Source organism: Spirillospora sp. CA-294931, assembly GCF_050946795.1.
GTDB lineage: Bacteria > Actinomycetota > Actinomycetes > Streptosporangiales > Streptosporangiaceae > Spirillospora.
The window spans coordinates 666,418-686,740 of record NZ_CP192006.1 but is presented as its reverse complement, the minus strand read 5'-3'; the positions used below and the strand labels follow the sequence as shown (position 1 = coordinate 686,740).

Genomic DNA, 20,323 nt, shown 5'->3' with positions numbered 1-20,323 from the left:
CTGCTGCCTTCGATGGGGATGGACGCGGTGCGACTGGAGCTCAGGCATCTGCGGGTGCTCAAGGCGGTGGCCGACGCCGGGAGCGTGACGCGGGCGGCGGCGGCGCTGGGGGTCTCGCAGCCCGCGCTCACCGCGCAGTTGCACCGGATCGAGGCGCTGGTCGGCGGCGAGGTGTTCAGCCGCGGCCGGCACGGCGCCGTGCCCACGCCGTTCGGCGAGTTCGTGCTGAGCCGGGCGCGGGCGGCCCTGGACAACGTGGACGCCATCCTGGACGCCAGGCCGGGCGAGGACGAGCTGTCCTCGGTCCGGCTCGGCGGCATCGAGGCGTCGGTGGTGATCGACCTGTCGGACCGGCTGGACGAGCTGTTCCCCGGCCTGGAGATCACCGTGACGACCGAGTACTCCGACCGGCTGCTGCTCGACATGGTCACGACGGGACGGCTCGACTGCGTCCTGGTGGCCGACTACCCGGGGCACGAGCTGGTGCCGGGCCCGTCGCTGACGTACCGGGTGGTGGCGGTGGAGCCCGTCTTCGTGATGCTCCCCCGTACGCACCCGGCGGCGGCCGGGGACGAGGTGGAGCTGACCGACCTGGCGAAGGAGGCGTGGGTCGTGAGCCCGCCGGACGGGACGGGCTGGCCCGAGCACTTCTTCGAGACCTGCGAGCGGCTCGGGTTCCGGCCCAAGACGCGCTACCAGATCACCCAGCGGAACCTGAGGTTCGAGCTGATCTCGTCCGGCCGGGCGGTGGTGACGTGCGAGCCGCGCCTGGCCGAGCGGGGCGACGCGGTGGTCAGGCCGCTGGCGGGCAGCCCGCTGTGGATGCGGCACGTGGTCGCGTGGAATCCGGCGGGCCCGATGGCGCGGCACGCCGACGACCTCGTGACGCTCACCCGCGAGTGCCACGCGCGGGCCACCGAGCGGGCGCCGGTGCTCCAGGACTGGCTGCGCCGGCACGGGCCGCCGGAGCATCCATAACGCCATCGGGTTATGGAAAATCGGGATTATCCGGACGGCCTCGCGCTGTACCAGGCTCTCGGCCATGAGTGTCTCCCCGCTGCGTTCGACGATCCTCGCCGCCGCCCGCTCGCCCCGGCTGGAGCGGACCATCGCCGCCGCCCCGGTCAGCCGGTCGGTCGTGCGCAGGTTCGTCGCGGGCGAGGACGGGCGGGCCGCGCTGGAGGCCACCCGGGCGCTGGTCGACGCGGGGCTGACCGTCACGCTCGACCATCTCGGCGAGGACACGCTGGCCGAGGCCGAGGCGCACGCGACCGCCGGGGAGTACCTGCGCCTGCTCGAGGCGCTGCGCGAGGCGGGCCTGTCCGGGCCCGCCGAGGTGAGCCTGAAGCTGTCGGCCGTGGGGCAGGCGTTCGACGAGAAGCTGGCGCTGGGCCTGGCGCAGGACATCTGCGCCGCCGCCGACGCCGCCGGGACGACGGTCACGCTCGACATGGAGGACCACACCACCACCGACTCGACCCTGGAGATCCTGGGCGCGCTCCGCGCGGACTTCCCGGGCACCGGGGCCGTCCTGCAGTCGTACCTGCGCCGGACCGAGGGCGACTGCCGCGACCTGGCCGGGGCGGGGAGCCGCGTCCGGCTGTGCAAGGGCGCCTACCGCGAGCCCGCCTCGGTGGCCTACCAGGCCAAGCAGGAGGTCGACGCCTCGTACGTGCGCTGCATGGGCGTCCTGATGCGCGGCGAGGGGCGGCCGATGCTCGCCACCCACGACCCCCGGCTGATCGAGATCGCGCTGGCCAAGGGCCGCGCGGCGGGGACGTTCGAGTTCCAGATGCTGTACGGGATCCGTCCGCACGAGCAGCGCAGGCTGGCGGCCATGGGCCACACCGTCCGCGTCTACATCCCGTATGGCGGCGAGTGGTACGGCTACCTGATGCGGAGGCTGGCCGAGCGCCCGGCCAACCTGGCCTTCTTCCTGCGCGCGCTCGGGTCGCGCTCCTAGCGGCCCCTCAGATTCCGGACGAGCCCGCGCCAACGACGTCGCGGCGCTCGTCCGGCCACCAACTCGGGGAGAACACCATGACACGCGAGCCCCAGATCGGGAGCCACGACCAGCCCGTTCCGGCGGCGCTCTCGGAGTTCATCCGCGGCGGGTGGGCCGAGCCCACTCCGGTGGACCTGTCCCCCGCGGCCGTCGCCCAGTACACGCCCGGCCGCCGTGCGGCCCTGGCCGCCCGCTTCCCCGGGGAGCGGCTCGTCGTCCCGTCTGGGCCGCTGCACATCCGCTCGTACGACACTCACTACGAGTACCGCCCGCACACCGCGCACACCTACCTGTGCGGGGGCGACACCCCGGACGCGGTCCTGGTCATCGAGCCGGACGGCGACGCCGCCGTCTTCGTCTGGCCCCCGGCCCGCCGCGGCGACTCCGACGAGTTCTTCCGCGACCGCACCTACGGGGAGCTGTGGACGGGCCGCCGTCCCGGCCTGGACGACCTCACGGCCCTGCTGGGCGTCCCGCACCGGCACCGCCGCGACCTGGCCGGCCATCTCAAGTCGGACGTGACGACCCGCGTCCTGCGCGGTGTGGACGCCGAGGTCGACGCCCTGACCGAGCCGCGCACGGCGGCCGAGGCCGAGCTCGAGTCCGCGATGGCCGAACTGCGGCTGGTCAAGGACGCCTGGGAGATCGGGCAGCTCCAGTCGGCGGTCGACGCGACGGTGCTCGGCTTCGGCGACGTGGCGCGCGCGCTGGCCGACGCCGCCGGTCACCCCCGGGGCGAGCGGTGGATCGAGGGCGTGTTCAACCTCCGCGCCCGCGCCGAGGGCAACGACGTGGGCTACCAGACGATCGCGGCGTCCGGCCCGAACGCGTGCGTGCTGCACTGGACCCGCAACACCGGCCCCGTAAGGCCGGGCGAGATGATCCTGCTGGACGCCGGTGTCGAGGTCGAGACCCTCTACACGGCCGACATCACCCGCGTCCTGCCGGTGTCGGGCGCCTTCACCCCGCTCCAGCGCGAGCTGTACGAGCTGGTCCACGGGGCGCAGCGCGCGGCGATCGACGTCGTGCGCCCGGGGGCGCGGTTCGAGGATTTCCATCAGGCCGCCATGGGGGTCATCTGCGAGGGGCTGGAGGGACTTGGGCTGCTCCCCGTAAGCGCGGAGCAGGCCATGGCGCCCGACAGCCAGGTCCACCGGCGCTTCACCCTGCACTCCACGGGCCACATGCTCGGCATGGACGTCCACGACTGCGGCAAGGCCCGCGCCGAGACCTACCGGGGCGCGCGCCTCCAGGAGGGCCACGTCCTGACGGTCGAGCCCGGCCTGTACTTCCAGCCGGACGACCTCACCGTCCCCGAGGAGCTGCGCGGCATCGGCATCCGGATCGAGGACGACCTCGTGGTCACCGCGGACGGCTCCCGCGTCCTGTCGGCCGCCCTGCCCAGCGCCCCGTCCGACGTGGAGGCCTGGCTCGCCGCACGCTGACCCCGCCGACCGGGAACCGCGCGGACGGCGGCCCCGGGCTCAAACGCCACCCGGGAGCGGCCACGCGCGACGCAGTCGGCCCATTCGGGCGCGCCGTCAGATAAGGCCGGCCCGCCCCACGTCGGCTCAGAGGCTCTTGAGGAATTGAGCGGCGAGCGGGGCGGCGACCTTGGGACCGGAGCCGCCCTGCTGGACGAAGACCGAGAAGGCCAGGTCGCCTCGGTAGCCGATGAACCAGGCGTGGGACTGGCCTTCACCCGTCTCGGCGGTGCCCGTCTTGCCGCTGGTCCCCGGGGGCAGGCCCGCCCGGGACGCGGTCCCGCTCGCCACCACGGCGCGCATCATGGCCCGCAGGGACGACGCGCTCGGCACCGGACGCGTGCCGGCGACCGGGTCGCCCGCCTTGCGGATCAGCTTGGCGTCCACGAGGCGGGGCGGGCGCCAGGTGCCGTCCGCGACCGACCCGGCCACCACCGCCATGACCAGCGGGCTGGCCTGGACGCGTCCCTGCCCGATGGACGCCTCGGCCAGCTCGGCGCCGTTCTCCGGCTCGGGGAAGGAGCCGCGCGCGGCGGGTACGCCCGGCGTGATCGGCACGCCGAACCCGAAGGACCGGGCGCCACCGGCCAGCTTGGCGGCCTTGAGGCGCTCGACGCTCAGCCGCGCGAACGTGGTGTTGCACGACTCGGCGAACGCGTTCAGCAGCGTCGCGCGTCCCATCGACTCGCCGTCGTGGTTGACGATCGTGCGCTGGGCGGTGACGACCGAGGCGGGGCACTCCACCGAGCCGCCGCCGCTCATCCCGTCCGCGACCAGGGCGGCGGCGGTCACGGTCTTGAACGTCGAGCCGGGCGGATAGAGGCCGATGAACGCGCCGCGCCCGCCGAGCCGGTCGGCCACCGCGAGGATCTCGCCGGTGGACGGGCGCAGCGCCACGATCGCGGCCTGGCCCGGGGCGGCGGCGACGGCCTTCTCGGCCGCTGCCTGCACGCGCCGGTCGAGGGTGGTCCGGACGGGCTTGCCCTCGCCGCGCCCGAGGAGCTTGAGCCGCTGGACGGGCCCGCCGCCGTCCCGGAGCTCCACGGCCCAGCTGGTGGGGGCGCCGTCCTCGTCGTCGGACCCGATGCGCTCGGCGAGCCCGGTGACGTAGGGCTCCAGCGTCCCGTCCTCGGGCAGGGCCCTGCCGTCACGGGCGGCGAAGGTCACCGCCGGGACGTCGATCCGCCGCAGGTCCCACGTCGCCTTGCCCTTCAGCCCCGGGTAGAGCGTGGCGGGCGTCCACTGGACGCGCCACTCGCGGCCGGACTTGGCCAGCCGCACCTCCGAGCGGAACGACCACGTGCCGTGCCCGCCGACGGCCCGGCTCACGGCGTAGGCGACGCGCGCCCCGGACTTCCCGTCGCGGACGAGCGGTTCGGGCCGCAGATCGACGCGGGAGACCGACAACCCGCGCGCCAGGGCGCGGTGCTGGTCGGCGAAGTCGGGCGGGGCGTCCTCGACCAGCCGTTCCATACCGGTGAAGGACCCGTTGCGCCAGGCGGCGAAGTAGTCGGCGGCCACCTTCTCCGGCCCGTCCCCCTCGCGGGTCGTCAGGTAGGCCGCCGCGCATCCCGTGGCCAGAACGACGACGAGCGTCCCGGCGAGACATCCGACACCACGCGCTCCCATGAGCACCCTCTTCCCCGTGTGGGCCGACCGGTGCTGACCTGGGCAGCGGGTCGCGACACCGGGACAATGTCCCGATAGCCACGTTTATAGCTACTTGTCCCGCTCCATGACCATGGGCGTTCCTACTCAGAGATGGGTGAGTAGCACCGCCGGACGCTCGACGCAGTCGGCGACGAAGCGCAGGAACCCGCCCGCCACCCCGCCGTCACAGACCCGGTGGTCGAAGGTGAAGGACAGCTGGGTGATCTTCCGCAGCCTGATCTCGCCGTCGACTCCCCAGGGGCGCTCGAAGACCCGCCCGACGCCCAGCATCGCCGCCTCGGGATGGTTGATGATCGGCGTCGAGCCGTCCACGCCGAAGACGCCGTAGTTGTTGAGCGTGAACGTCCCGCCGGTGAGCTCCTTGGGCCCGAGCGCGCCGTCGCGGGCCTGCTCGGTGCGCTCGCGCAGCGCGGCGGCCAGCTCGGCCAGCGTGAGCCGCTGGACGTCACGCACCACCGGGACGACCAGCCCGCGCTCGGTCTGGGCGGCGAAGCCGAGGTTGATCCCCGGCAACCGCACGATCTCCTCGCGCTCGGTGTCGACATAGGCGTTGAGCTCGGGATACCGGCGCAGGCCCGCCACGCAGATCCGGGCGAACAGCGCCAGCAGGCCGATGCCCGCGTCCGGCGACGCCTCGGCGAGCTCGCGCTTGAGCTCCGCCAGCGCAGTCGCGTCCACGTCGACCCAGGTGGTCGCATCGGGGATCTCGCGTCGACTGCGCGCCAGCTTCTCAGCGGCGGCCCGGCGCATCCCCCGCAACGGGACACGCTCGACACCGTCGGCTCCGACGCCGGGCGCGACCTCTTCCCGCAGCGCGGCCCCGGCCTGCGGGACGGTCGTAGCCCGCGAGGCGGCCTCCGCCCGGGTGGCGGCCTCGGCGTGCGGGGTGGACATGGTGGCTATGGCGGCCTCTACGTCGCGGCGGAGGACGACGCCTCCCGGGCCGCTCGGGGTGAGCGCGGACACGTCGATGCCGTGGTCCTTGGCCAGTCGCCGCACCACGGGCGAGATCACTCGCGTGACCTCGTCCCGCCCCGGCGCCCCGGCACCACCCGCGGCCGGGGGCGCGGACGTTGATGCCCTCGCGGGGGTTGCGGTTGATGTGGAAACGGGCGATGGGGTGGGGGCCTTGCCGTTGCGGGACGGGCGGCGGCGCGAGGGGCGGGCCTCGGCCGTCCCGTAGCCGATGAGGACGTTGCCGGACCCGGCCCGCTCCTCCTCGCGGTACTGCTCGTCCGGGCGGGCGACGGCGATGAGCGGCTCGCCCACCGACACGACCTCGCCGGGCGCGCCGTGCAGCCGGACGACCGTCCCGGCGATCGGGACGGGGACGTCCACGGCGGCCTTGGCGGTCTCGACCTCGACCACGACCTGGTCGACGGTGACGACGTCGCCGACCGCCACCCGCCATTCGAGGATCTCGACCTCGGTCAGTCCCTCGCCAAGGTCGGGCAGCAGGAAGACGTGCTCGGCTCCGCTGGCGTTCACGCGGCGCCCCCGACCGGCAGGTGGCGGGTGTCGGGCTCGTCGTCGCGCTGCGTGCGGTCGAGCGCGTCGAGGATCCGGTCGACGTTGGGCAGGTGGTGCCGCTCCAGGATCGGCGGCGGGTAGGGGATGTCGAGGCCGGTCACGCGCAGCACCGGCGCCAGCAGGCTGTGGAAGCACCGCTCCTGGACGCGTGCGGCGATCTCGGCGCCGACCCCGGCGAAGCCCTGGGCCTCGCTGACCACCACGCACCGGCCGGTGCGGCGCACCGAGGCGGTGACGGTCTCGTCGTCGAAGGGGACGATGGTCCGCAGGTCGACGACCTCCAGGTCCCAGCCCTCCTCGGCCGCGGCGGTGGCGGCGTCGAGGGCGACCGGCACGGTCGGGCCGTAGGCGACCAGCGTCCCGTCCTTGCCGGGACGGCGGATCACCGCGCGGCCGAACGGCTCGCGGCGCACCGTCAGGTCGGCCTCGGCCTTGGACCAGTACAGCTTCTTGGGCTCCATGAAAATGACCGGGTCCGGGTCGTCGATCGCCTCGCGCAGCAGAGAGTAGGCGTCCTCGACGGTGCCGGGCGTGACGACCTTGAGGCCGGGCGTGTGGGCGTAGTACGCCTCGCTGGAGTCGCAGTGGTGCTCGACGCCGCCGATGCCGCCCGCGTACGGGATGCGGATGACCATCGGCAGCGAGACCTTGCCGCCGGTGCGGTTGCGCATCTTGGCGACATGGGACGCGATCTGCTCGAACGCCGGGTAGGCGAACGCGTCGAACTGCAACTCGACCACGGGACGGAACCCGCCCATCGCCATCCCGACCGCGAAGCCGACGATCCCGGCCTCGGCCAGCGGCGTGTCGAAGCAGCGGTCCTCGCCGAACTTGGCGGTCAGCCCGTCGGTGATCCGGAACACGCCGCCGAGCGGTCCGACGTCCTCGCCGAACACCAGGACGCGCTCGTCGGTGTCCAGGGCGTCGCGCAGGGCGGCGTTGAGCGCCTGCGCCATGCTGGTGGTGCTCACGCCGTCGCCTCCTCGGCCTCAAGCTCGGAACGCAGCTGCGCGCGCTCTTCGACGAGCACAGGCGTGGGGGTGTCGTAGACGTTGTCGAACAGCCCGAGCGGCGCCGTCTCGGGGTCGGCGTTCATGGCGGTGCGCAACCGGGCCGCGAACTCCTCGCCCTCGCGCGCGAACGCGGCGACGTCGTCGTCGGTGAGGTGGCCGCGGCGGCGCAGGTACGCCTCCAGCCGGGCGATCGGGTCGCGTTTGCGCCACCGGTCGGCCTCCGCGGCTACCCGGTATCGGGTGGCGTCGTCGGCGTTGGTGTGGGCCTCGATGCGGTAGGTGTGGGCCTCGATCAGGAAGGGCCCGCCGCCCGAGCGGGCGTGCTCGGCCGCCGCCGCCAGCACCGCCAGCACCGCGACCGGGTCGTTGCCGTCCACCTGCTCGGAGCGGACACCGTAACCGACCCCCTTGTACGCCAGCGCGGGCGCGGCGCTCTGGCGTTCAAGGGGGACGGAGATCGCGTACTGGTTGTTCTGGACGAAGAACACCACCGGCGCCTTGAACACCGCCGCGAAGTTGAGCGCCTCGTGGAAGTCGCCCTCGCTGGTCGCCCCGTCCCCGATGAAGGCCAGCGCGATCTTGCCGCTGCGCTTGCGCTGCTCGGCATGGGCCAGGCCCGCCGCGTGGACGGTCTGCGTCGCCAGCGGCGTGCACTGCGGCGCGACGTGGTGCAGGTGCGGGTCGTAGCCGCAGTGGGCGTCGCCGCGCAGCAGCGACAGCACCTCCACCGGGTCGATGCCGCGCGTGACCAGCGCGACCGACTCGCGGTAGGTGGGGAACATCCAGTCACCCTCGTCGAGCACGAGCGCGGGGGCGACCTGGCAGGCCTCCTGGCCGTGGCTTGAGGGGTAGACCGCCAGGCGTCCCTGCTTGGTCAGCGCGGTGGCCTGGGCGTCGAACCGCCGTCCCACCACCATGTGCCGGTAGGCCTGGCGCAGGACGTCCGGGCTCGGCTCGGGGTAGTCGGGACGGCGGCGCGCCGGGGCACCGCCATCGGTAAGGAAACGCACGGGGCTCGCTGAGGGCAGCAGCGCCTCCGCCGCTCCGAATTGCCGTCGATCCGCCATTGGACCTCCCCGTTCGACCTGGTTGAAAATATGGCCTGAACAGGCCATACGTCTCAAGGCCCGGCCTAGAATCAAGACAGACGGCCACAGGGAGGGGCATTCATGGACCATTCATCGTTTCCCGGGGCCCAACCCTCCGATCCCGCAGGACACATGGCGGAGCTCGACGACATCGACCGCGCGATCCTGCGCGAGCTGGGCGCCGACGGGCGCATGTCCATGCGCACGCTGGCCGAGCGCGTCAACGTCTCGCGCTCCAACGTCTACGCCCGGGTCGAGCGCCTGGTCGCCGAGGGCGTCATCACCGGCTTCACCGCCCGCGTCGACCCTGTCCGCGCGGGGCTGGGCACCACGGCGTACGTCCTGGTCTCCATCGACCAGTCGGCCTGGCGTGAGGTCTCCGAGCGGCTGCGGGACGTCCCCTACATCCAGCACATGGCGTTCGTGGGGGGCGACGTGGACCTGGTGATGATGGTCCGCACGCCCGACAACGTCACGCTGCGCGACATCGTCCTGGCCCGGATCCACGCCGTCGACGGCGTCCGCACGACCCGCACCTGGCTGGTGTTCGAGGAGGCCGCAGGCCGCAACCACCCACGCTGACCTAGTCGTCGCGGAGGCCGACCGCCGGGCGGCGCCATCCACACTGAGCCGGTCGCGGCGGAGGCCGACCGCCCGGCGGCGCCACCCACACTGAGCCGGTCGCGGCGGAGGCCGACGGCCGGGCGGCGCCGTCCGCGCTGAGCTAGTCGTGGCGGAGGCCGACCGCCCGCGGCGCCACCCACACTGAGCTAGTCGTCGCGGAGGCCGACCGCCCGCGGCGCCACCCACACTGACCTAGTCGTGGCGGAGGCTGTATGGGGGGACGGTGTTGCCCGCGAGTGTGGGCGCGTCGATGCTGGCCGGGCGGTAGGGGCACTCCGCGAGCCGAGCGGTCATCGCGGTGACCGGGTCGGACACCGGGTCGGCCCGGCCGAACAGGTAGGCCCATTCGTGCTCGTCGGAGCCGAAGTAGACGGTCGTCTCGAAGGTCGCGTTGAAGCGTCGCCACGAGGTTCGCAGCGTTCGGTTGCGCCAGAGCGTCTGGCATCCGGCCTGGGCGGCGACGACGCCCCCGGGGGCCAGCACGGCCTTGCACATGGCGAGGAACTCGGTGCCGTACAGCCGGTTGTGCTGGACGTCCTCGTCCGCGCGCTCGTCGGGCAGGTCCACCAGGACGATGTCGTAGCGCTCCTCCCCCGCGACGGCGTCGACCAGGAACTGCCAGCCGTCGGCGTAGTGGACGCGCACGGGGCCGGCCCCCTCCTCGGCGCGCTCCAGCTCATCCGGCTCGTAGCCGTAGGGCAGGTGCTCGGCGCACAGCCGGACGGCCTCGGCGTCGATGTCCACGTGGTCGACGCGCTCGGCGCCCGCCGCGACCGCGATCTGGCAGACCACGCCCTCGCTCGACCCGACCACCAGCACCGACCGGACCCGGTCGGCCAGCAGCAGGGCCGGGACCAGCAGGGCCTCGTGGTAGACGAGCTGGCTCAGCTCGGTGCTCTGCCGGTCGTCGTCGCAGAAGAGCGCGACGCCCTGCGCCGTCCGGGCGATCACCACGTGCTGGTAGGCCGTCCGGCCGTCCCAGAGGACCTCCTCCAGCTCCCAGACGCGGGTGAGCCCCGCGCCGACCGGCTCGGAGATGGACGCGGGAGAGGGCATTCGGCTCACCTCAGTCATGGCCTCGGCGGACCGACCGGGTCAGCACCCGGTCGGTCCCCATTTCCTCGGCCATCAGCGCGATGGCCCGTTCGGGGTCGGCCCGGTGGCCGCAGGTGAAGACGTCGACGAACACCGAACCGATCTCGGGATAGGTGTGCACGGACGCGTGGGACTCCGACAGCAGCGCCAGCACCGTCACCCCGTGCGGGACGAACCGTCGCGAGGTCAGCTCCAGGACCGTCGCCCCGGCCCGTTTCAGCGACGTCCCGAGGATCTCCCGCAGGCGGACCTCGTCGTCGAGCAGGGAGGCGGCGATCCCCTCCATCTCGGCCAGGACATGCCGTCCGGAGAACGATCCGACGGCGGGCACGGCGTCCTTCGTCACTTCCCCTCCGCCCCCCGGACGCAGAACGTGGGCAACGGGGCGAAGCCGTTGAACGCCACGGACGAGTAGCTGGCCGTGTAGGCGCCCGCGCTCAGGAAGTCGAGCCGGTCGCCCGGGGCGAGATCCAGCGGCAGTTCGTACCGGTGCCGCTGGTAGAGGACGTCGTCGCCGTCGCAGGTCGGCCCGGCCAGGACGCAGGGCCCGGCCTCCCCCTGCCGGTCTGGCGTGCTCAGCAGGTAGGCGATGTACTCGTTCTCGGTCTCGGCGAGCCCGTTGTAGCGGCCCACGTCCAGGTAGACCCAGCGGTGCTCGTCCCCGGCCGACTTGCGGGAGACCAGGACGACCTCCGAGCGCAGCACGCCCGCGTCGGCGACGACGAACCGGCCGGGCTCCAGCACCACGGCGGGCGGGGCGCCGCCGAAGCGGCGTCCCAGCGACGCGTCGATCGCCTTGGCGAAGTCGCCGAGCGGGGGCGCGGGATCCACATAGCTGCCCGGGAGGCCGCCGCCCACATTGATCAGGGGCAGCTCGATCCCGCGCGGCGCCAGCTCGGCGGCGATGGTCGCGGCGGCGGTGACGCCCGCGTCCCAGGCCGCCGGATCGAGCTGCTGCGACCCCACATGGAAGGCGACCCCGGCCGGGACCAGCCCCAGGTCCACGGCGCGCACGAGGATCTCGGCGGCCATTTCCGGGGAGCATCCGAACTTGCGTCCGAACGGCGTCAGCGACCCGGTGTCCTCCAGCAGCACCCGGCAGAACACCGAGGAACCCGGGGCGTGCGCGGCCAGCTTCTCCAGGTCCCCGTGGCTGTCGGTCGTGAAGAGGCGGACGCCCAGCTCGAAGGCGCGGGCGATGTCGGAAGCCTTCTTGATGGTGTTCCCGTAGGAAAGGTCGTCCGCCCGGGCGCCCTCGCTCAGGCACAGCTCGATCTCCGGCAGGCTGGCGACGTCGAAACGGGCCCCCAGCCCGGCCAGGAGCCGGACGACCTCACGCGCGGGATTGGCTTTGACCGCGTAGTAGAGACGCCCCTGGGGAAACGCGTCCGCCAATTCCAGATACCGCTCGCGGACGGTCTCCAGGTCGATGACAAGGCAGGGCGAAGGCACGTCGGCACGTTCCAGGAAGGCGCGGACCCGCGCCACCGCCGCGTCCAGGCGGGGCCCGGCCGCCGGGTCGATCGGAACGGGCGTCACGTCCCGACCCCGACGGTGTTCCCGGCTCTTTCGGAAGCGCTGGTCCGCGCCTGGCCGATGATCAACGGGAAGGGCGCCCAGGCTCCCCAGAGGAGCACCAGGCCTGTCCCGGCCCCGCTCAGGGCCAGCCCGCCGAACGCGGCGACGGCCACGAGCAGGGTGATCCACCCTGTCGAGAACAGCGACCAGCGCAACGGGCACCTCCTTCGCGAATGCCCCAGGATGCTACTAGTGCCGCCAGGCGTCACTGGTCTCGCGGGCCACCTCGCCGAGCAGCCCGAGGAAGGCGCCCACCAGCGGGGTGGCGGTGGCGTCGGACGGCGTCACGGCGTGCACACGCCGGTACAGGACGGGCCGGGCGAGTTCGCGGTGGGTCGTTCCCGGGACGTGGGTGAGGGCCAGGCGCGAGACCAGGGCGACGCCGAAGCCCGTCCCCACGAGGGCCTGGGCCACGTCGTAGGACTGGGTCTGGAAGCGGATCCGGGGCGTGAAGCCAGCCTCGGAGGCCGCGCGGTCGAACTGGGTGCGGGCGGCGTGCCCGGCCAGGATCGTGACCCAGGCCTCGTCGCGGAGGTGTTCCAGGCGGACGGCCGCGTCCCGTGCCCGGGGATGGTCGTCGGGCAGCACGACCACCAGCGGGTCGAGCAGCAGTTCGCGCACCGCGACGTGGGGCGGCGCGACGATCGGGGCTCCCCAGGACGCGATCACGGCCATGTCGAGCCGGCCGGAGGCGACCTCGTCGACGCCGTGCTCGGACGCCACGTCCATGACCGAGAGGTCGGCGTCCGGGTGGCGGTGCCGCAGCGCCGTGAGGGCGGGCGGCAGCAGGTGCAGGGCCGCCGCCTGGAAGGCCCCGATGCGCAACCGCAGCGAGAGGCGACCCAGCAGCGCGGCCAGGCCGCCGTCCGCGCGGGCCGACTGCTCGTCGATGATCCGGCCGTGCGCGGCCAGGAGGGCTCCGGCGGCGGTGAGGGTCGCGCCTCGGGGGCCGCGCCGGACGAGCGGGGCTCCGGCGTCGCGTTCGGCCCTGGCGACCTGCTGCGTCACGGCGGCCGGGGTGAGACCGAGCGCCCGCGCCGCCGAGGAGAGCGAACCGTGACGCTCGATCAGCGCGAGCAGGCGCAGCTGACCCGGGTCCATTCAGAAAGCTTAATGCTGATCCGATGATCTTTAACTTCTCTGTAGATCGTTCTTCGGGCAGCGTGGAGGCGTGCCGACCCAATTGCCGCTTTTCATCCTGACCACCTGGCTGCTGGCGATGCTGCCCGGCGCCGGGCAGGCGCTCATGGTCCGGCAGACCGTGGCGGGCGGGCTCCGGACGGCCAGGGCCGCGATCGCGGGGGTGGCGACCGGGCTGCTGATCTGGTCGGCGGCGGCCTCGGCGGGGCTGTCGGCCGTCCTGCTGGCCAACCCCGCCGCCTTCGCGGCCGTCCGGGTGGCGGGCGGTGCCGTGCTGGTCGTGCTGGGCGTGATCACGCTGGTGGCGGCCCCCGGTGGCGAGGGCGAGCGGCCCGGCGGGCTGGTCGGAGGCTACGGGGCGGGGCTGGCCACCAACCTCGGGAACCCCAAGGCCGGGGTGTTCGCGGTCTCGGTGCTGCCGCGGTTCGTGGCGGACGGCGGGCCGGTGCTGCTGTCGGGGCTGGCGCTGGGCGTGGTGTGGGCGCTGGTGACGGCGTCCTGGTATCTGCTGTTCACGTGGGCGGTGCATCGGGGGCGCGCACTGGTGTCGCGTCCGTCGGTGCATCGATGGCTACGCGTCACGACCGGGTGCGTGCTGGTCCTCCTCGGTGTCAGCGTCGCCGCCGGGCTGTGAGCCGTGCGCGTGCTCGGTCTCGAACTTCTCGTCGCCGAGGACGGTCCGGAGGGCGGCGGTGATGCGGGTGACGTCGCCGCGTTCGGCTTCGGGAAGCGGGGCGCCGACTGAGTCGCGCAGGGACGCGGCCCGTCCCAGGAGGCGGGCGGCGCGGACGGGGTCACCGTCCAGGGCGTGGGCTCCCGCCAGGCCCTCCAGGGCGAGGGCGACGGCCCGGGGATCGCCGATCGCGCGGGCGGACGCCAGGCTCGCGCGATGGTGGCGCAGGGCGGCCGCGGCGTCACCGCGCTGCTCGGCGGCGAAGCCGAGTTCGGCCCGGACGAGCGCGAGGCCCGGTTCGCCGTCCACCCCGCGCAGCCAGTCGACCCATTTGGCCAGATGGGTCTCGACCTCGGCGAAGCGGCCCTGGCGGCGGGCGCTCAGGGCCAGCCCGACCTCGGCGAAGTGCTCGGCGACCCGGTTGGACTGGTCGGCGGCCGTCCGCATCGCGCGGCGGTGGAACGCGTCGGCCTCGGCGTGGTCGCCCCGGAGGAGGGCGATGCGGCCGAGGCCCGAAAGGCGGAAGGACGCCTCGCCCCAGAGCGAGAGGTCCTCGGCCATGCGCAGGCCCTCGCGGTGCAGGCGGGCGGCCTCGGTGTAGTCGCCCGCGATCTCGGCCAGCTCGGCGAGGGTGTTGGTGGCCTTGAGCCGTCCCCAGCCGTCGCCCAGCGAGCCGAAGATCGTCGCGCTCTCGCGGGCGTCGCGGGCGGCGGCGTCCAGCTCGCCCCGGGCCCGGGCGATGGTGGCGCGGACGCCGAGCGCGGCGGCGACGCCCCACCGGTCGTCCAGCGCGCGGAACTCCGCCAGCGCGGTGGAGAGGATCTCGGCGGTGACGGCCAGGTCGGCGAAGCCCCGCAGGGCGTAGCCGGTGAACCAGCGGGCCCGCGCGCGGGCGGCCGGGTCGCCGATCGCCTCGGGGGACGCCGCGACGCCCCGCTCGGCGCCGTCGCTGACCAGCAGCGCCAGCCCGGCCCGCCAGACGGCGGTCTCGGGGTCGTCGCGCATCGCCAGCACCAGGTCGAGCGAGCGGAGGCCCTCGGCCAGCCGGCCGCGCAGGAACCAGTACCAGGTCAGCGCCCTGGCCAGGCGGTGCGCGGTGGCGGCCTCGCCCAGGCGCGCCGCCGTGTCGAGGGCGGTGCGGAGGTTGGCCCACTCGCGGTCGAGACGCTCCAGCCAGCCGCGCTGGCCGGGGCCCCGCAGGTCGGCGCGCTCGGCGAGGGCCGTGTAGTGCGCGAGGTGGCGGCGGCGGATCTCGTCCTCCTCGCCCGCCTCGCGCAGGCGCTCCAGGCCATAGGCCCGGACGGACTCCAGCAGGCTGTAGCGGGCACCGCCGTCGGCCACCGTCACCAGCGACCGGTCGACCAGCCGGGCCAGCGAGTCAAGGACGCCGGTCCCCATCGCCTCGGCGGCGTCCAGCGCGAACCCGTCGGCGTGGACGGCCAGGCGGCGCAGCAGGACGCGCTCGGGCTCGGGCAGCGGCTCCCAGCTCCAGTCGATCATCGCGCGGAGCGTGCGCTGCCGGGCCGGGGCGCCCCGGCGTCCCGCCACCAGGACGGCGAAGCGGTCGTCCAGCCGGGCGGCCAGCTCGTCGACGCCGAGGGCGCGCACCCGGGTCGCGGCCAGTTCGAGGACGAGCGGGATCCCGTCGAGGCGGCGGCAGATCGCGGCCACGGCGGCGGCGTTGCCGGGGCCGAGCGCGAAGCCGGGCGCCGCCGCGGCGGCCCGGGCCACGAAGAGCTCCACGGCGCTGGAGCGTGCGGCGTCGTCGTCGCCCTCGGGCAGGTCGAGCGGCGGGACGGCCCAGAGACGTTCCCCGGCGATCCCCAGGGGTTCCTGGCTCGTCGCGAGGACGCGGAGGCCGGGGACGTCCGCCAGCAGCGCCGACACGAGGGTCGCGACGGGCTCGATCACGTGCTCGCAGTTGTCGAGGACGAGCAGCGTGTCGCGGCCGCGCAGCGCCCCGGCGAGCCGGTCGAGGGGCGGGGGTCCCGGGGCGTCGTCGTCGCGGAGGTCCAGGACCGCGGCCACGACGCCGGCCACCGCGTCCGGCGCGGCGCCGGACGACGCCCGGTCGAGCCCGGCCAGCTCGACCAGCCAGGCGCCGCCGTGCTCGCGTCCGGCCTCCACGGCGAGCCGGGTCTTGCCCACCCCGCCCGGTCCGGTGAGCGTGACCAGGCGCCCCTCCTTCAGGAGCGCGCGGACCCGGGTCACCGCGTCGGCGCGCCCGATCAGCTCGGTCACCGGGGCGGGCAGGTTGCCGCCCCGGCGGACGGGGGCCAGCGACGGGTCGTGCCGGAGGATCGCCCGGTGCAGCGCCGTGATCTGCGGGCCCGGGTCAAGCCCGAGCTCCTCGGCCAGGCGCTCGCGCAGCTCGGCGTAGCCCGCCAGCGCGTCGTTCTGGCGTCCGGCCCGGTAGAGAGCGCGCAGGTGCGCGGCGCGCAGCCGTTCCCGCAGCGGATGGCGTCCGACCAGGTCGGCCAGCTCGCCCGCCAGCTCGCCGTGCTCGCCCAGGTCGAGCCGGGCCTCGGCGTGCTCCTCCAGCGCGACCAGCCGCTCCTCTTCGAGCCGCGCGGCGGCGGGACGGGCGAACTCCGCGTCGGCGAAGTCGGCGTAGGCCGCGCCGCGCCACAGCGCCAGCGCCCGGCCCAGCAGCGCGGAGCGCTCGCGCGCGCCGGTGGCCGCCCGGGCCCGCGCGACCAGCGCGCGGAACCGGGCGGCGTCGAGCGCGTCACCGTCCAGGCGGAGCAGGTAGCCGGGCGGCTGCGAGACGACCAGCTCGCGGGCGCCGGGCTCGGCGGCGTCCAAGGCACGGCGCAGCTGTGACACCCGGGTGTGCAGCGTGCCGATCGGGTTGCGCGGCAGCCGCTCGCCCCACAGGTCGTCGATCAGCCGGTCGGACGAGACGGGACGTCCCTCATGCGCGAGCAGGTCGGCCAGCAGCGCCCTGACCTTCAGCTCCGGGATCGGCGCCGGACGCCCGTCGGCCGCCCACACCGCCAGCGGCCCCAGCACCCCGAAACGCATACCGGCAGGTTATCGACGACGCGAAAGCGGACCTACAGAAGACCTGAAGCGCCCGGAAGCACAGTGGGACCCATGAACGAGAATGTGATCATCGGCCGCGAGTTCCGGCTCGCCTCCCGTCCCGACGGGGAGCCCACGCTGGACGACTTCGAGCTGGCCGAGACCCGGGTGCCCGACCCGGGCGAGGGGCAGATCCTGGTCCGCAACACCTGGATGTCGGTCGACCCGTACATGCGCGGACGCATGGACGACGCCGAGTCCTACATCCCGCCCTTCGAGCTCGGCGCCCCGCTGGACGGCGGCGCGATCGGCGAGGTGGTCGCCTCGCGGGCCGAGGGGATTCCGGTCGGCGCGACGGTGTCGCACTTCCTCGGCTGGCGCGAGTACGCGCTGCTGGACGCCGCCTCGGCGGTCGTCGTCGACACCGGCCTCGCCCGTCCGCAGGACTACCTCGGCGCGCTCGGGACGACCGGGCTGACCGCCTACCTCGCCGTCACCGAGATCGCCCGGGTCAAGGAGGGCGACGTGGTGTTCGTGTCCGCCGCGGCGGGGGCGGTCGGCAGCGTCGCCGGGCAGCTCGCCCGGCAGTACGGCGCGGTCAGGGTGATCGGCTCGGCCGGTGGTCCGGAGAAGGGCAGGACGCTGGTGGAGACGTTCGGCTTCGACGCCGCGATCGACTACCGCGCCGGGTCGCTCCCCGACCGGCTGGCCGAAGCCGCACCCGAAGGCATCGACGTCTACATCGACAACGTCGGCGGCGGCCATCTGGAGGCGGCCATCGACGCCTTCAACGACCACGGCCGGGCGGCGCTGGTGGGCATGGTCGGCGAGTACAACGCCCCGGTCCCCGGCCCGCGCAACCTCTATGTGGCGGTCAAGAAGCGGCTCACCCTGCGCGGGGTCCTGGTGTCCGACCATCTCGACCGTTTCCCCGAATACATCGGCAAGGCGGCGGGCTGGCTGGCCGACGGCACCCTGCACACCGAAGAGACCGTCGTGGACGGCTTCGAGCGCGCCCCCGAGGCGTTCCTCGGCGTGCTGAAGGGCGCCAACACCGGCAAGATGCTCGTCCGGCACACCACGAACGGGAACTGATCACGATGCCGAAGGGGCGGCCGCGAGATCGCGACCGCCCCTCCGCCGATGTGCCGTTCGGAGCGCCTCTCAGACCGACACCGCCTCCACCGCGGGGGTGGAGACCACCCGGCGAGCCGTGCCGTACGCGGTGGCCAGGGTGAGCACCGCCGCGATGGCGGCGACGGCGAGCAGCATGCCCGGGTCGCCCTCCGGCAGCGCGTCGCCGGTCCTGGCGATCGAGAACGGGATGATCGTGAAGAGCGCGGCGACCGAGCCGAGGGCGACCCCGGTGACCGTGAGGACCGTGCTCTCCAGGACGACCGCCCCGAGCACCTGGCCGGGCGTGGCGCCGGTGAGGCGCTGCTGCCCGAACTCGCGGCGGCGGTAGGTGGTCGCCGCGATCAGGGTGTTGACCAGCATGATCGCCGTGAAGAGCACGATCATTCCGATGACCACGAAGTTGAGCGTCTCGATGTTCTTGCTCTCGACCGTGGCCTTCATCCCGGCGGCCGCCAGCGCGTTGTTCTCGATCTCCTGGAGGTACAGGGTGCCCACCCCGATGCCGGTGAACAGGATGATCGGGGTGACGGCCGAGGCCATCTGCCCGTTGCGGCGCAGCAGCGTGCTGGCCGCCAGCGCCCCGGAGATCCCGCCCATCCGCTGCAGCGCCGGAGCCACCGCGCCGACGATCCTGCGCAGGAACCAGGGGGCCAGCAACGCCAGCCCGAGGGCCGCGAAGATGTCGGCCTGGCCCGAGGTCGCCATCGCGTCGGTGCCCTTGTCCTTCATGACGGTCGAGGTCACGACCGCCAGGTCGAGGGCGAGGGCCAGGAAGATCCCGGCGAAGATGACGCGCTTCTTGGTCATCCGCACGCTGCCGGTGTCGTCCAGGCCCTGGTTGATCCCGGTCCTGGCGACCCGCCTGGCGGTGACCGCCGCGGCGGCGACGGCCGACAGGAAGGTGACGCCGATGCCGATCGACAGGGCGATCGGGCCGAAAGAGTAGCCGACCGAGTCCGGAACCTGGTCGGTGCCGTGCAGCATGCCGAGCAGGCCGCGTCCCAGCACCATCGCCGGGACGACCGCCAGGGCGGCGGCCACCACGGCCAGCGCGGCCGCCTCGCCGACGATCATCCGGCCCAGCTGGGCCGGGGTCGCGCCGACGCTCTTGAGCAGGGCCATCTCGGCGCCGCGCTGCCGGACCGACAGCGTGAGCGTGGAGACCACCGCGAAGACGACCAGGATCAGGCCCCAGCCGCCCACCACGTTGCCCATGATGAACAGGGTCTCCTTGGCCGTGTCCGGCACACCGTCGCCGCCGGCGATGTCGAGCATCGAGCCGAAGGCCATCACGATGATGGCACCGAGGAACATCGCCAGGAACGAGGCCACGAACGACCCGGTCCGCTTGCGCACCGACCGCATCGCGATCCGGAACATCGTCACACCCCCACCAGGTTCGGGCGGCCGTTGGTCTCGTCGCCGAGGTGGGCCATGCGCTGGGCGACGGCCTCGGCCGTCGGGTCGGCCATCTGGCCCACGATCCGGCCGTCGGCCAGGAACAGGACGCCGTCGGCGAACGAGGCCGCCACCGGGTCGTGGGTGACCATCACGATCGTCCGCCCGTAAACGCGGACCGCCTCCCGCAGGAGGCCCAGCACCTCGCGGGCGCTGCGGGTGTCCAGCGCCCCGGTCGGCTCGTCACCGAACAGCACCTTGGGCTGGGTCACGACCGCGCGGGCGATCGCCACCCGCTGCTGCTGGCCGCCCGAAAGCTCCGAAGGAAGATGGCCGAGCCGATCGCCCAGACCGACCCGGTCCAGGATCTCCCCGGCGCGCTTGGTGTCGGCCTTCTTGCCCGCGAGCCGCATCGGCAGCAGGACGTTCTCCAGGACGGTCATCGTCGGCAACAGGTTGAACTGCTGGAACACAAAGCCGATCCGCTCGCGGCGGAACTTGGTCAGCGCCGTCTCGCTCTCCCCGGCCAGTTCGGCGCCGTCCACGAAGACCCGCCCGCCGGTCGGACGCTCCAGGCCCGCCGCGCACTGGAGCAGCGTGCTCTTGCCGGAACCCGAGGGGCCCATCACCGCGGTGAACGAACCCGTCGGCAGCGACAGCGAAACGTGGTCCAGCGCCACGACCTGGTTGCCCTCGTCCCCGTAAACCTTGCGCACCGACTCCAGCCGGAGCGCCTCATGCCCGTTCATTCGCCTTACCTCCCTGACCGCGCCCCGTGCGGTGCGCTTCCAGGTACAAAGCTATGGACGGCCGGAGTTCCCAACGATGGGCTCAAGACGCCAACGGGGGTAGGCATTTCCCTA

At 73.7% G+C, this 20,323-nt stretch carries 18 protein-coding genes; 6 read left to right on the top strand and 12 right to left on the bottom strand.

The genetic code is table 11. The features are described from left to right. Window positions 1–18: 18 nt before the first annotated feature. The 3 genes from ACQPY4_RS03225 to ACQPY4_RS03215 all read left to right on the top strand — a co-directional run bounded on the left by ACQPY4_RS03225 (window position 19) and on the right by ACQPY4_RS03215 (window position 3,450). Window positions 19–978: a LysR family transcriptional regulator gene (locus ACQPY4_RS03225; RefSeq protein WP_433332220.1), complete on the top strand. Its 960-nt coding sequence runs from the start codon at window positions 19–21 to the stop codon at window positions 976–978. Window positions 979–1,042: 64 nt separating this feature from the next. Next, window positions 1,043–1,963, top strand: coding sequence for a proline dehydrogenase family protein (locus tag ACQPY4_RS03220; protein WP_433332218.1), 921 nt, complete (start codon window positions 1,043–1,045; stop codon window positions 1,961–1,963). Between the two features lie 77 nt (window positions 1,964–2,040). Continuing rightward, window positions 2,041–3,450, top strand: a complete 1,410-nt coding sequence (locus tag ACQPY4_RS03215; RefSeq protein ID WP_433332216.1) for an aminopeptidase P family protein — start codon at window positions 2,041–2,043, stop codon at window positions 3,448–3,450. 126 nt (window positions 3,451–3,576) lie between these two features. On the opposite strand, the gene ACQPY4_RS03210 is transcribed toward ACQPY4_RS03215, so the two are convergent. From ACQPY4_RS03210 to pdhA, 4 genes are all read right to left on the bottom strand, one after another. Continuing rightward, window positions 3,577–5,118 carry a penicillin-binding transpeptidase domain-containing protein gene (locus ACQPY4_RS03210; RefSeq protein WP_433332214.1) on the bottom strand — a complete coding sequence of 514 codons (1,542 nt, stop codon included), beginning with the start codon at window positions 5,116–5,118 and terminating at the stop codon, window positions 3,577–3,579. A gap of 126 nt (window positions 5,119–5,244) precedes the next feature. Beyond that, entirely contained in the window at window positions 5,245–6,648 is a 1,404-nt protein-coding gene (locus tag ACQPY4_RS03205; protein ID WP_433332212.1) for a dihydrolipoamide acetyltransferase family protein, read from the bottom strand. Beyond that, window positions 6,645–7,646, bottom strand: coding sequence for an alpha-ketoacid dehydrogenase subunit beta (locus tag ACQPY4_RS03200; RefSeq protein WP_433338782.1), 1,002 nt, complete (start codon window positions 7,644–7,646; stop codon window positions 6,645–6,647). Before ACQPY4_RS03200 ends, ACQPY4_RS03205 begins: the two co-directional genes overlap by 4 nt. A gap of 11 nt (window positions 7,647–7,657) precedes the next feature. Next, on the bottom strand, window positions 7,658–8,770 hold the full coding sequence (gene pdhA / locus ACQPY4_RS03195; RefSeq protein ID WP_433332210.1) for a pyruvate dehydrogenase (acetyl-transferring) E1 component subunit alpha: 1,113 nt from the start codon (window positions 8,768–8,770) through the stop codon (window positions 7,658–7,660). 153 nt (window positions 8,771–8,923) lie between these two features. Here pdhA and ACQPY4_RS03190 point away from each other — a divergent pair, with 153 nt between their 5' ends. After that, window positions 8,924–9,373, top strand: a complete 450-nt coding sequence (locus ACQPY4_RS03190; RefSeq protein WP_433332208.1) for an Lrp/AsnC family transcriptional regulator — start codon at window positions 8,924–8,926, stop codon at window positions 9,371–9,373. A 234-nt stretch (window positions 9,374–9,607) separates the two neighbouring features. Here the strand turns inward: ACQPY4_RS03190 and ACQPY4_RS03185 are convergent, their stop codons facing one another. From ACQPY4_RS03185 to ACQPY4_RS03165, 5 genes are read right to left on the bottom strand one after another with little or no spacing between them, the layout of a single operon-like run. Next, a complete protein-coding gene (locus ACQPY4_RS03185) occupies window positions 9,608–10,471 on the bottom strand; it encodes a spermidine synthase (RefSeq protein WP_433332206.1) in 864 nt (287 codons plus the stop codon). 10 nt (window positions 10,472–10,481) lie between these two features. Continuing rightward, entirely contained in the window at window positions 10,482–10,856 is a 375-nt protein-coding gene (speD, locus tag ACQPY4_RS03180) for an adenosylmethionine decarboxylase (protein WP_433332204.1), read from the bottom strand. Beyond that, a complete protein-coding gene (locus ACQPY4_RS03175; RefSeq protein ID WP_433332202.1) occupies window positions 10,853–12,049 on the bottom strand; it encodes a type III PLP-dependent enzyme in 1,197 nt (398 codons plus the stop codon). The genes speD and ACQPY4_RS03175 overlap by 4 nt, the downstream gene beginning before the upstream one ends. After that, window positions 12,046–12,243 carry a hypothetical protein gene (locus tag ACQPY4_RS03170; protein ID WP_433332200.1) on the bottom strand — a complete coding sequence of 66 codons (198 nt, stop codon included), beginning with the start codon at window positions 12,241–12,243 and terminating at the stop codon, window positions 12,046–12,048. The genes ACQPY4_RS03175 and ACQPY4_RS03170 overlap by 4 nt, the downstream gene beginning before the upstream one ends. Window positions 12,244–12,277: 34 nt before the next feature. Then, on the bottom strand, window positions 12,278–13,189 hold the full coding sequence (locus ACQPY4_RS03165) for a LysR family transcriptional regulator (protein ID WP_433332198.1): 912 nt from the start codon (window positions 13,187–13,189) through the stop codon (window positions 12,278–12,280). A 70-nt stretch (window positions 13,190–13,259) separates the two neighbouring features. Here ACQPY4_RS03165 and ACQPY4_RS03160 point away from each other — a divergent pair, with 70 nt between their 5' ends. Then, entirely contained in the window at window positions 13,260–13,862 is a 603-nt protein-coding gene (locus tag ACQPY4_RS03160) for a LysE family translocator (RefSeq protein WP_433332196.1), read from the top strand. Here the strand turns inward: ACQPY4_RS03160 and ACQPY4_RS03155 are convergent. Further along, the gene (locus tag ACQPY4_RS03155) at window positions 13,800–16,925 is read right to left on the bottom strand and encodes a BTAD domain-containing putative transcriptional regulator (protein WP_433332194.1); all 3,126 of its coding nucleotides are present in this window, start codon (window positions 16,923–16,925) and stop codon (window positions 13,800–13,802) included. The two genes, ACQPY4_RS03160 and ACQPY4_RS03155, sit on opposite strands and share 63 nt — an antisense overlap. Before the next feature lie 72 nt (window positions 16,926–16,997). Between ACQPY4_RS03155 and ACQPY4_RS03150 the strand changes: the two genes are divergently transcribed. Continuing rightward, window positions 16,998–18,020, top strand: a complete 1,023-nt coding sequence (locus ACQPY4_RS03150; RefSeq protein ID WP_433332192.1) for an NADP-dependent oxidoreductase — start codon at window positions 16,998–17,000, stop codon at window positions 18,018–18,020. A 69-nt stretch (window positions 18,021–18,089) separates the two neighbouring features. Here the strand turns inward: ACQPY4_RS03150 and ACQPY4_RS03145 are convergent, their stop codons facing one another. Beyond that, complete coding sequence (locus ACQPY4_RS03145) at window positions 18,090–19,442, bottom strand: FtsX-like permease family protein (protein WP_433332190.1); 1,353 nt, start codon at window positions 19,440–19,442, stop codon at window positions 18,090–18,092. 2 nt (window positions 19,443–19,444) lie between these two features. Beyond that, window positions 19,445–20,209 carry an ABC transporter ATP-binding protein gene (locus ACQPY4_RS03140; RefSeq protein WP_433332188.1) on the bottom strand — a complete coding sequence of 255 codons (765 nt, stop codon included), beginning with the start codon at window positions 20,207–20,209 and terminating at the stop codon, window positions 19,445–19,447. Between the last annotated feature and the right edge of the window lie 114 nt (window positions 20,210–20,323).

Excerpts from the sequence above, each read along its gene's own strand:
- ACQPY4_RS03225 (WP_433332220.1), top strand. The coding sequence starts at position 19 with ATGGACGCGGTGCGACTGGAGCTCAGGCATCTGCGGGTGCTCAAGGCG.
- ACQPY4_RS03220 (WP_433332218.1), top strand. The coding sequence starts at position 1,043 with ATGAGTGTCTCCCCGCTGCGTTCGACGATCCTCGCCGCCGCCCGCTCG.
- ACQPY4_RS03215 (WP_433332216.1), top strand. The coding sequence starts at position 2,041 with ATGACACGCGAGCCCCAGATCGGGAGCCACGACCAGCCCGTTCCGGCG.
- ACQPY4_RS03210 (WP_433332214.1), bottom strand. The coding sequence starts at position 5,118 with ATGGGAGCGCGTGGTGTCGGATGTCTCGCCGGGACGCTCGTCGTCGTT.
- ACQPY4_RS03200 (WP_433338782.1), bottom strand. The coding sequence starts at position 7,646 with ATGGCGCAGGCGCTCAACGCCGCCCTGCGCGACGCCCTGGACACCGAC.
- pdhA (WP_433332210.1), bottom strand. The coding sequence starts at position 8,770 with ATGGCGGATCGACGGCAATTCGGAGCGGCGGAGGCGCTGCTGCCCTCA.
- ACQPY4_RS03190 (WP_433332208.1), top strand. The coding sequence starts at position 8,924 with ATGGCGGAGCTCGACGACATCGACCGCGCGATCCTGCGCGAGCTGGGC.
- ACQPY4_RS03185 (WP_433332206.1), bottom strand. The coding sequence starts at position 10,471 with ATGCCCTCTCCCGCGTCCATCTCCGAGCCGGTCGGCGCGGGGCTCACC.
- ACQPY4_RS03165 (WP_433332198.1), bottom strand. The coding sequence starts at position 13,189 with ATGGACCCGGGTCAGCTGCGCCTGCTCGCGCTGATCGAGCGTCACGGT.
- ACQPY4_RS03155 (WP_433332194.1), bottom strand. The coding sequence starts at position 16,925 with ATGCGTTTCGGGGTGCTGGGGCCGCTGGCGGTGTGGGCGGCCGACGGG.
- ACQPY4_RS03150 (WP_433332192.1), top strand. The coding sequence starts at position 16,998 with ATGAACGAGAATGTGATCATCGGCCGCGAGTTCCGGCTCGCCTCCCGT.
- ACQPY4_RS03145 (WP_433332190.1), bottom strand. The coding sequence starts at position 19,442 with ATGTTCCGGATCGCGATGCGGTCGGTGCGCAAGCGGACCGGGTCGTTC.
- ACQPY4_RS03140 (WP_433332188.1), bottom strand. The coding sequence starts at position 20,209 with ATGAACGGGCATGAGGCGCTCCGGCTGGAGTCGGTGCGCAAGGTTTAC.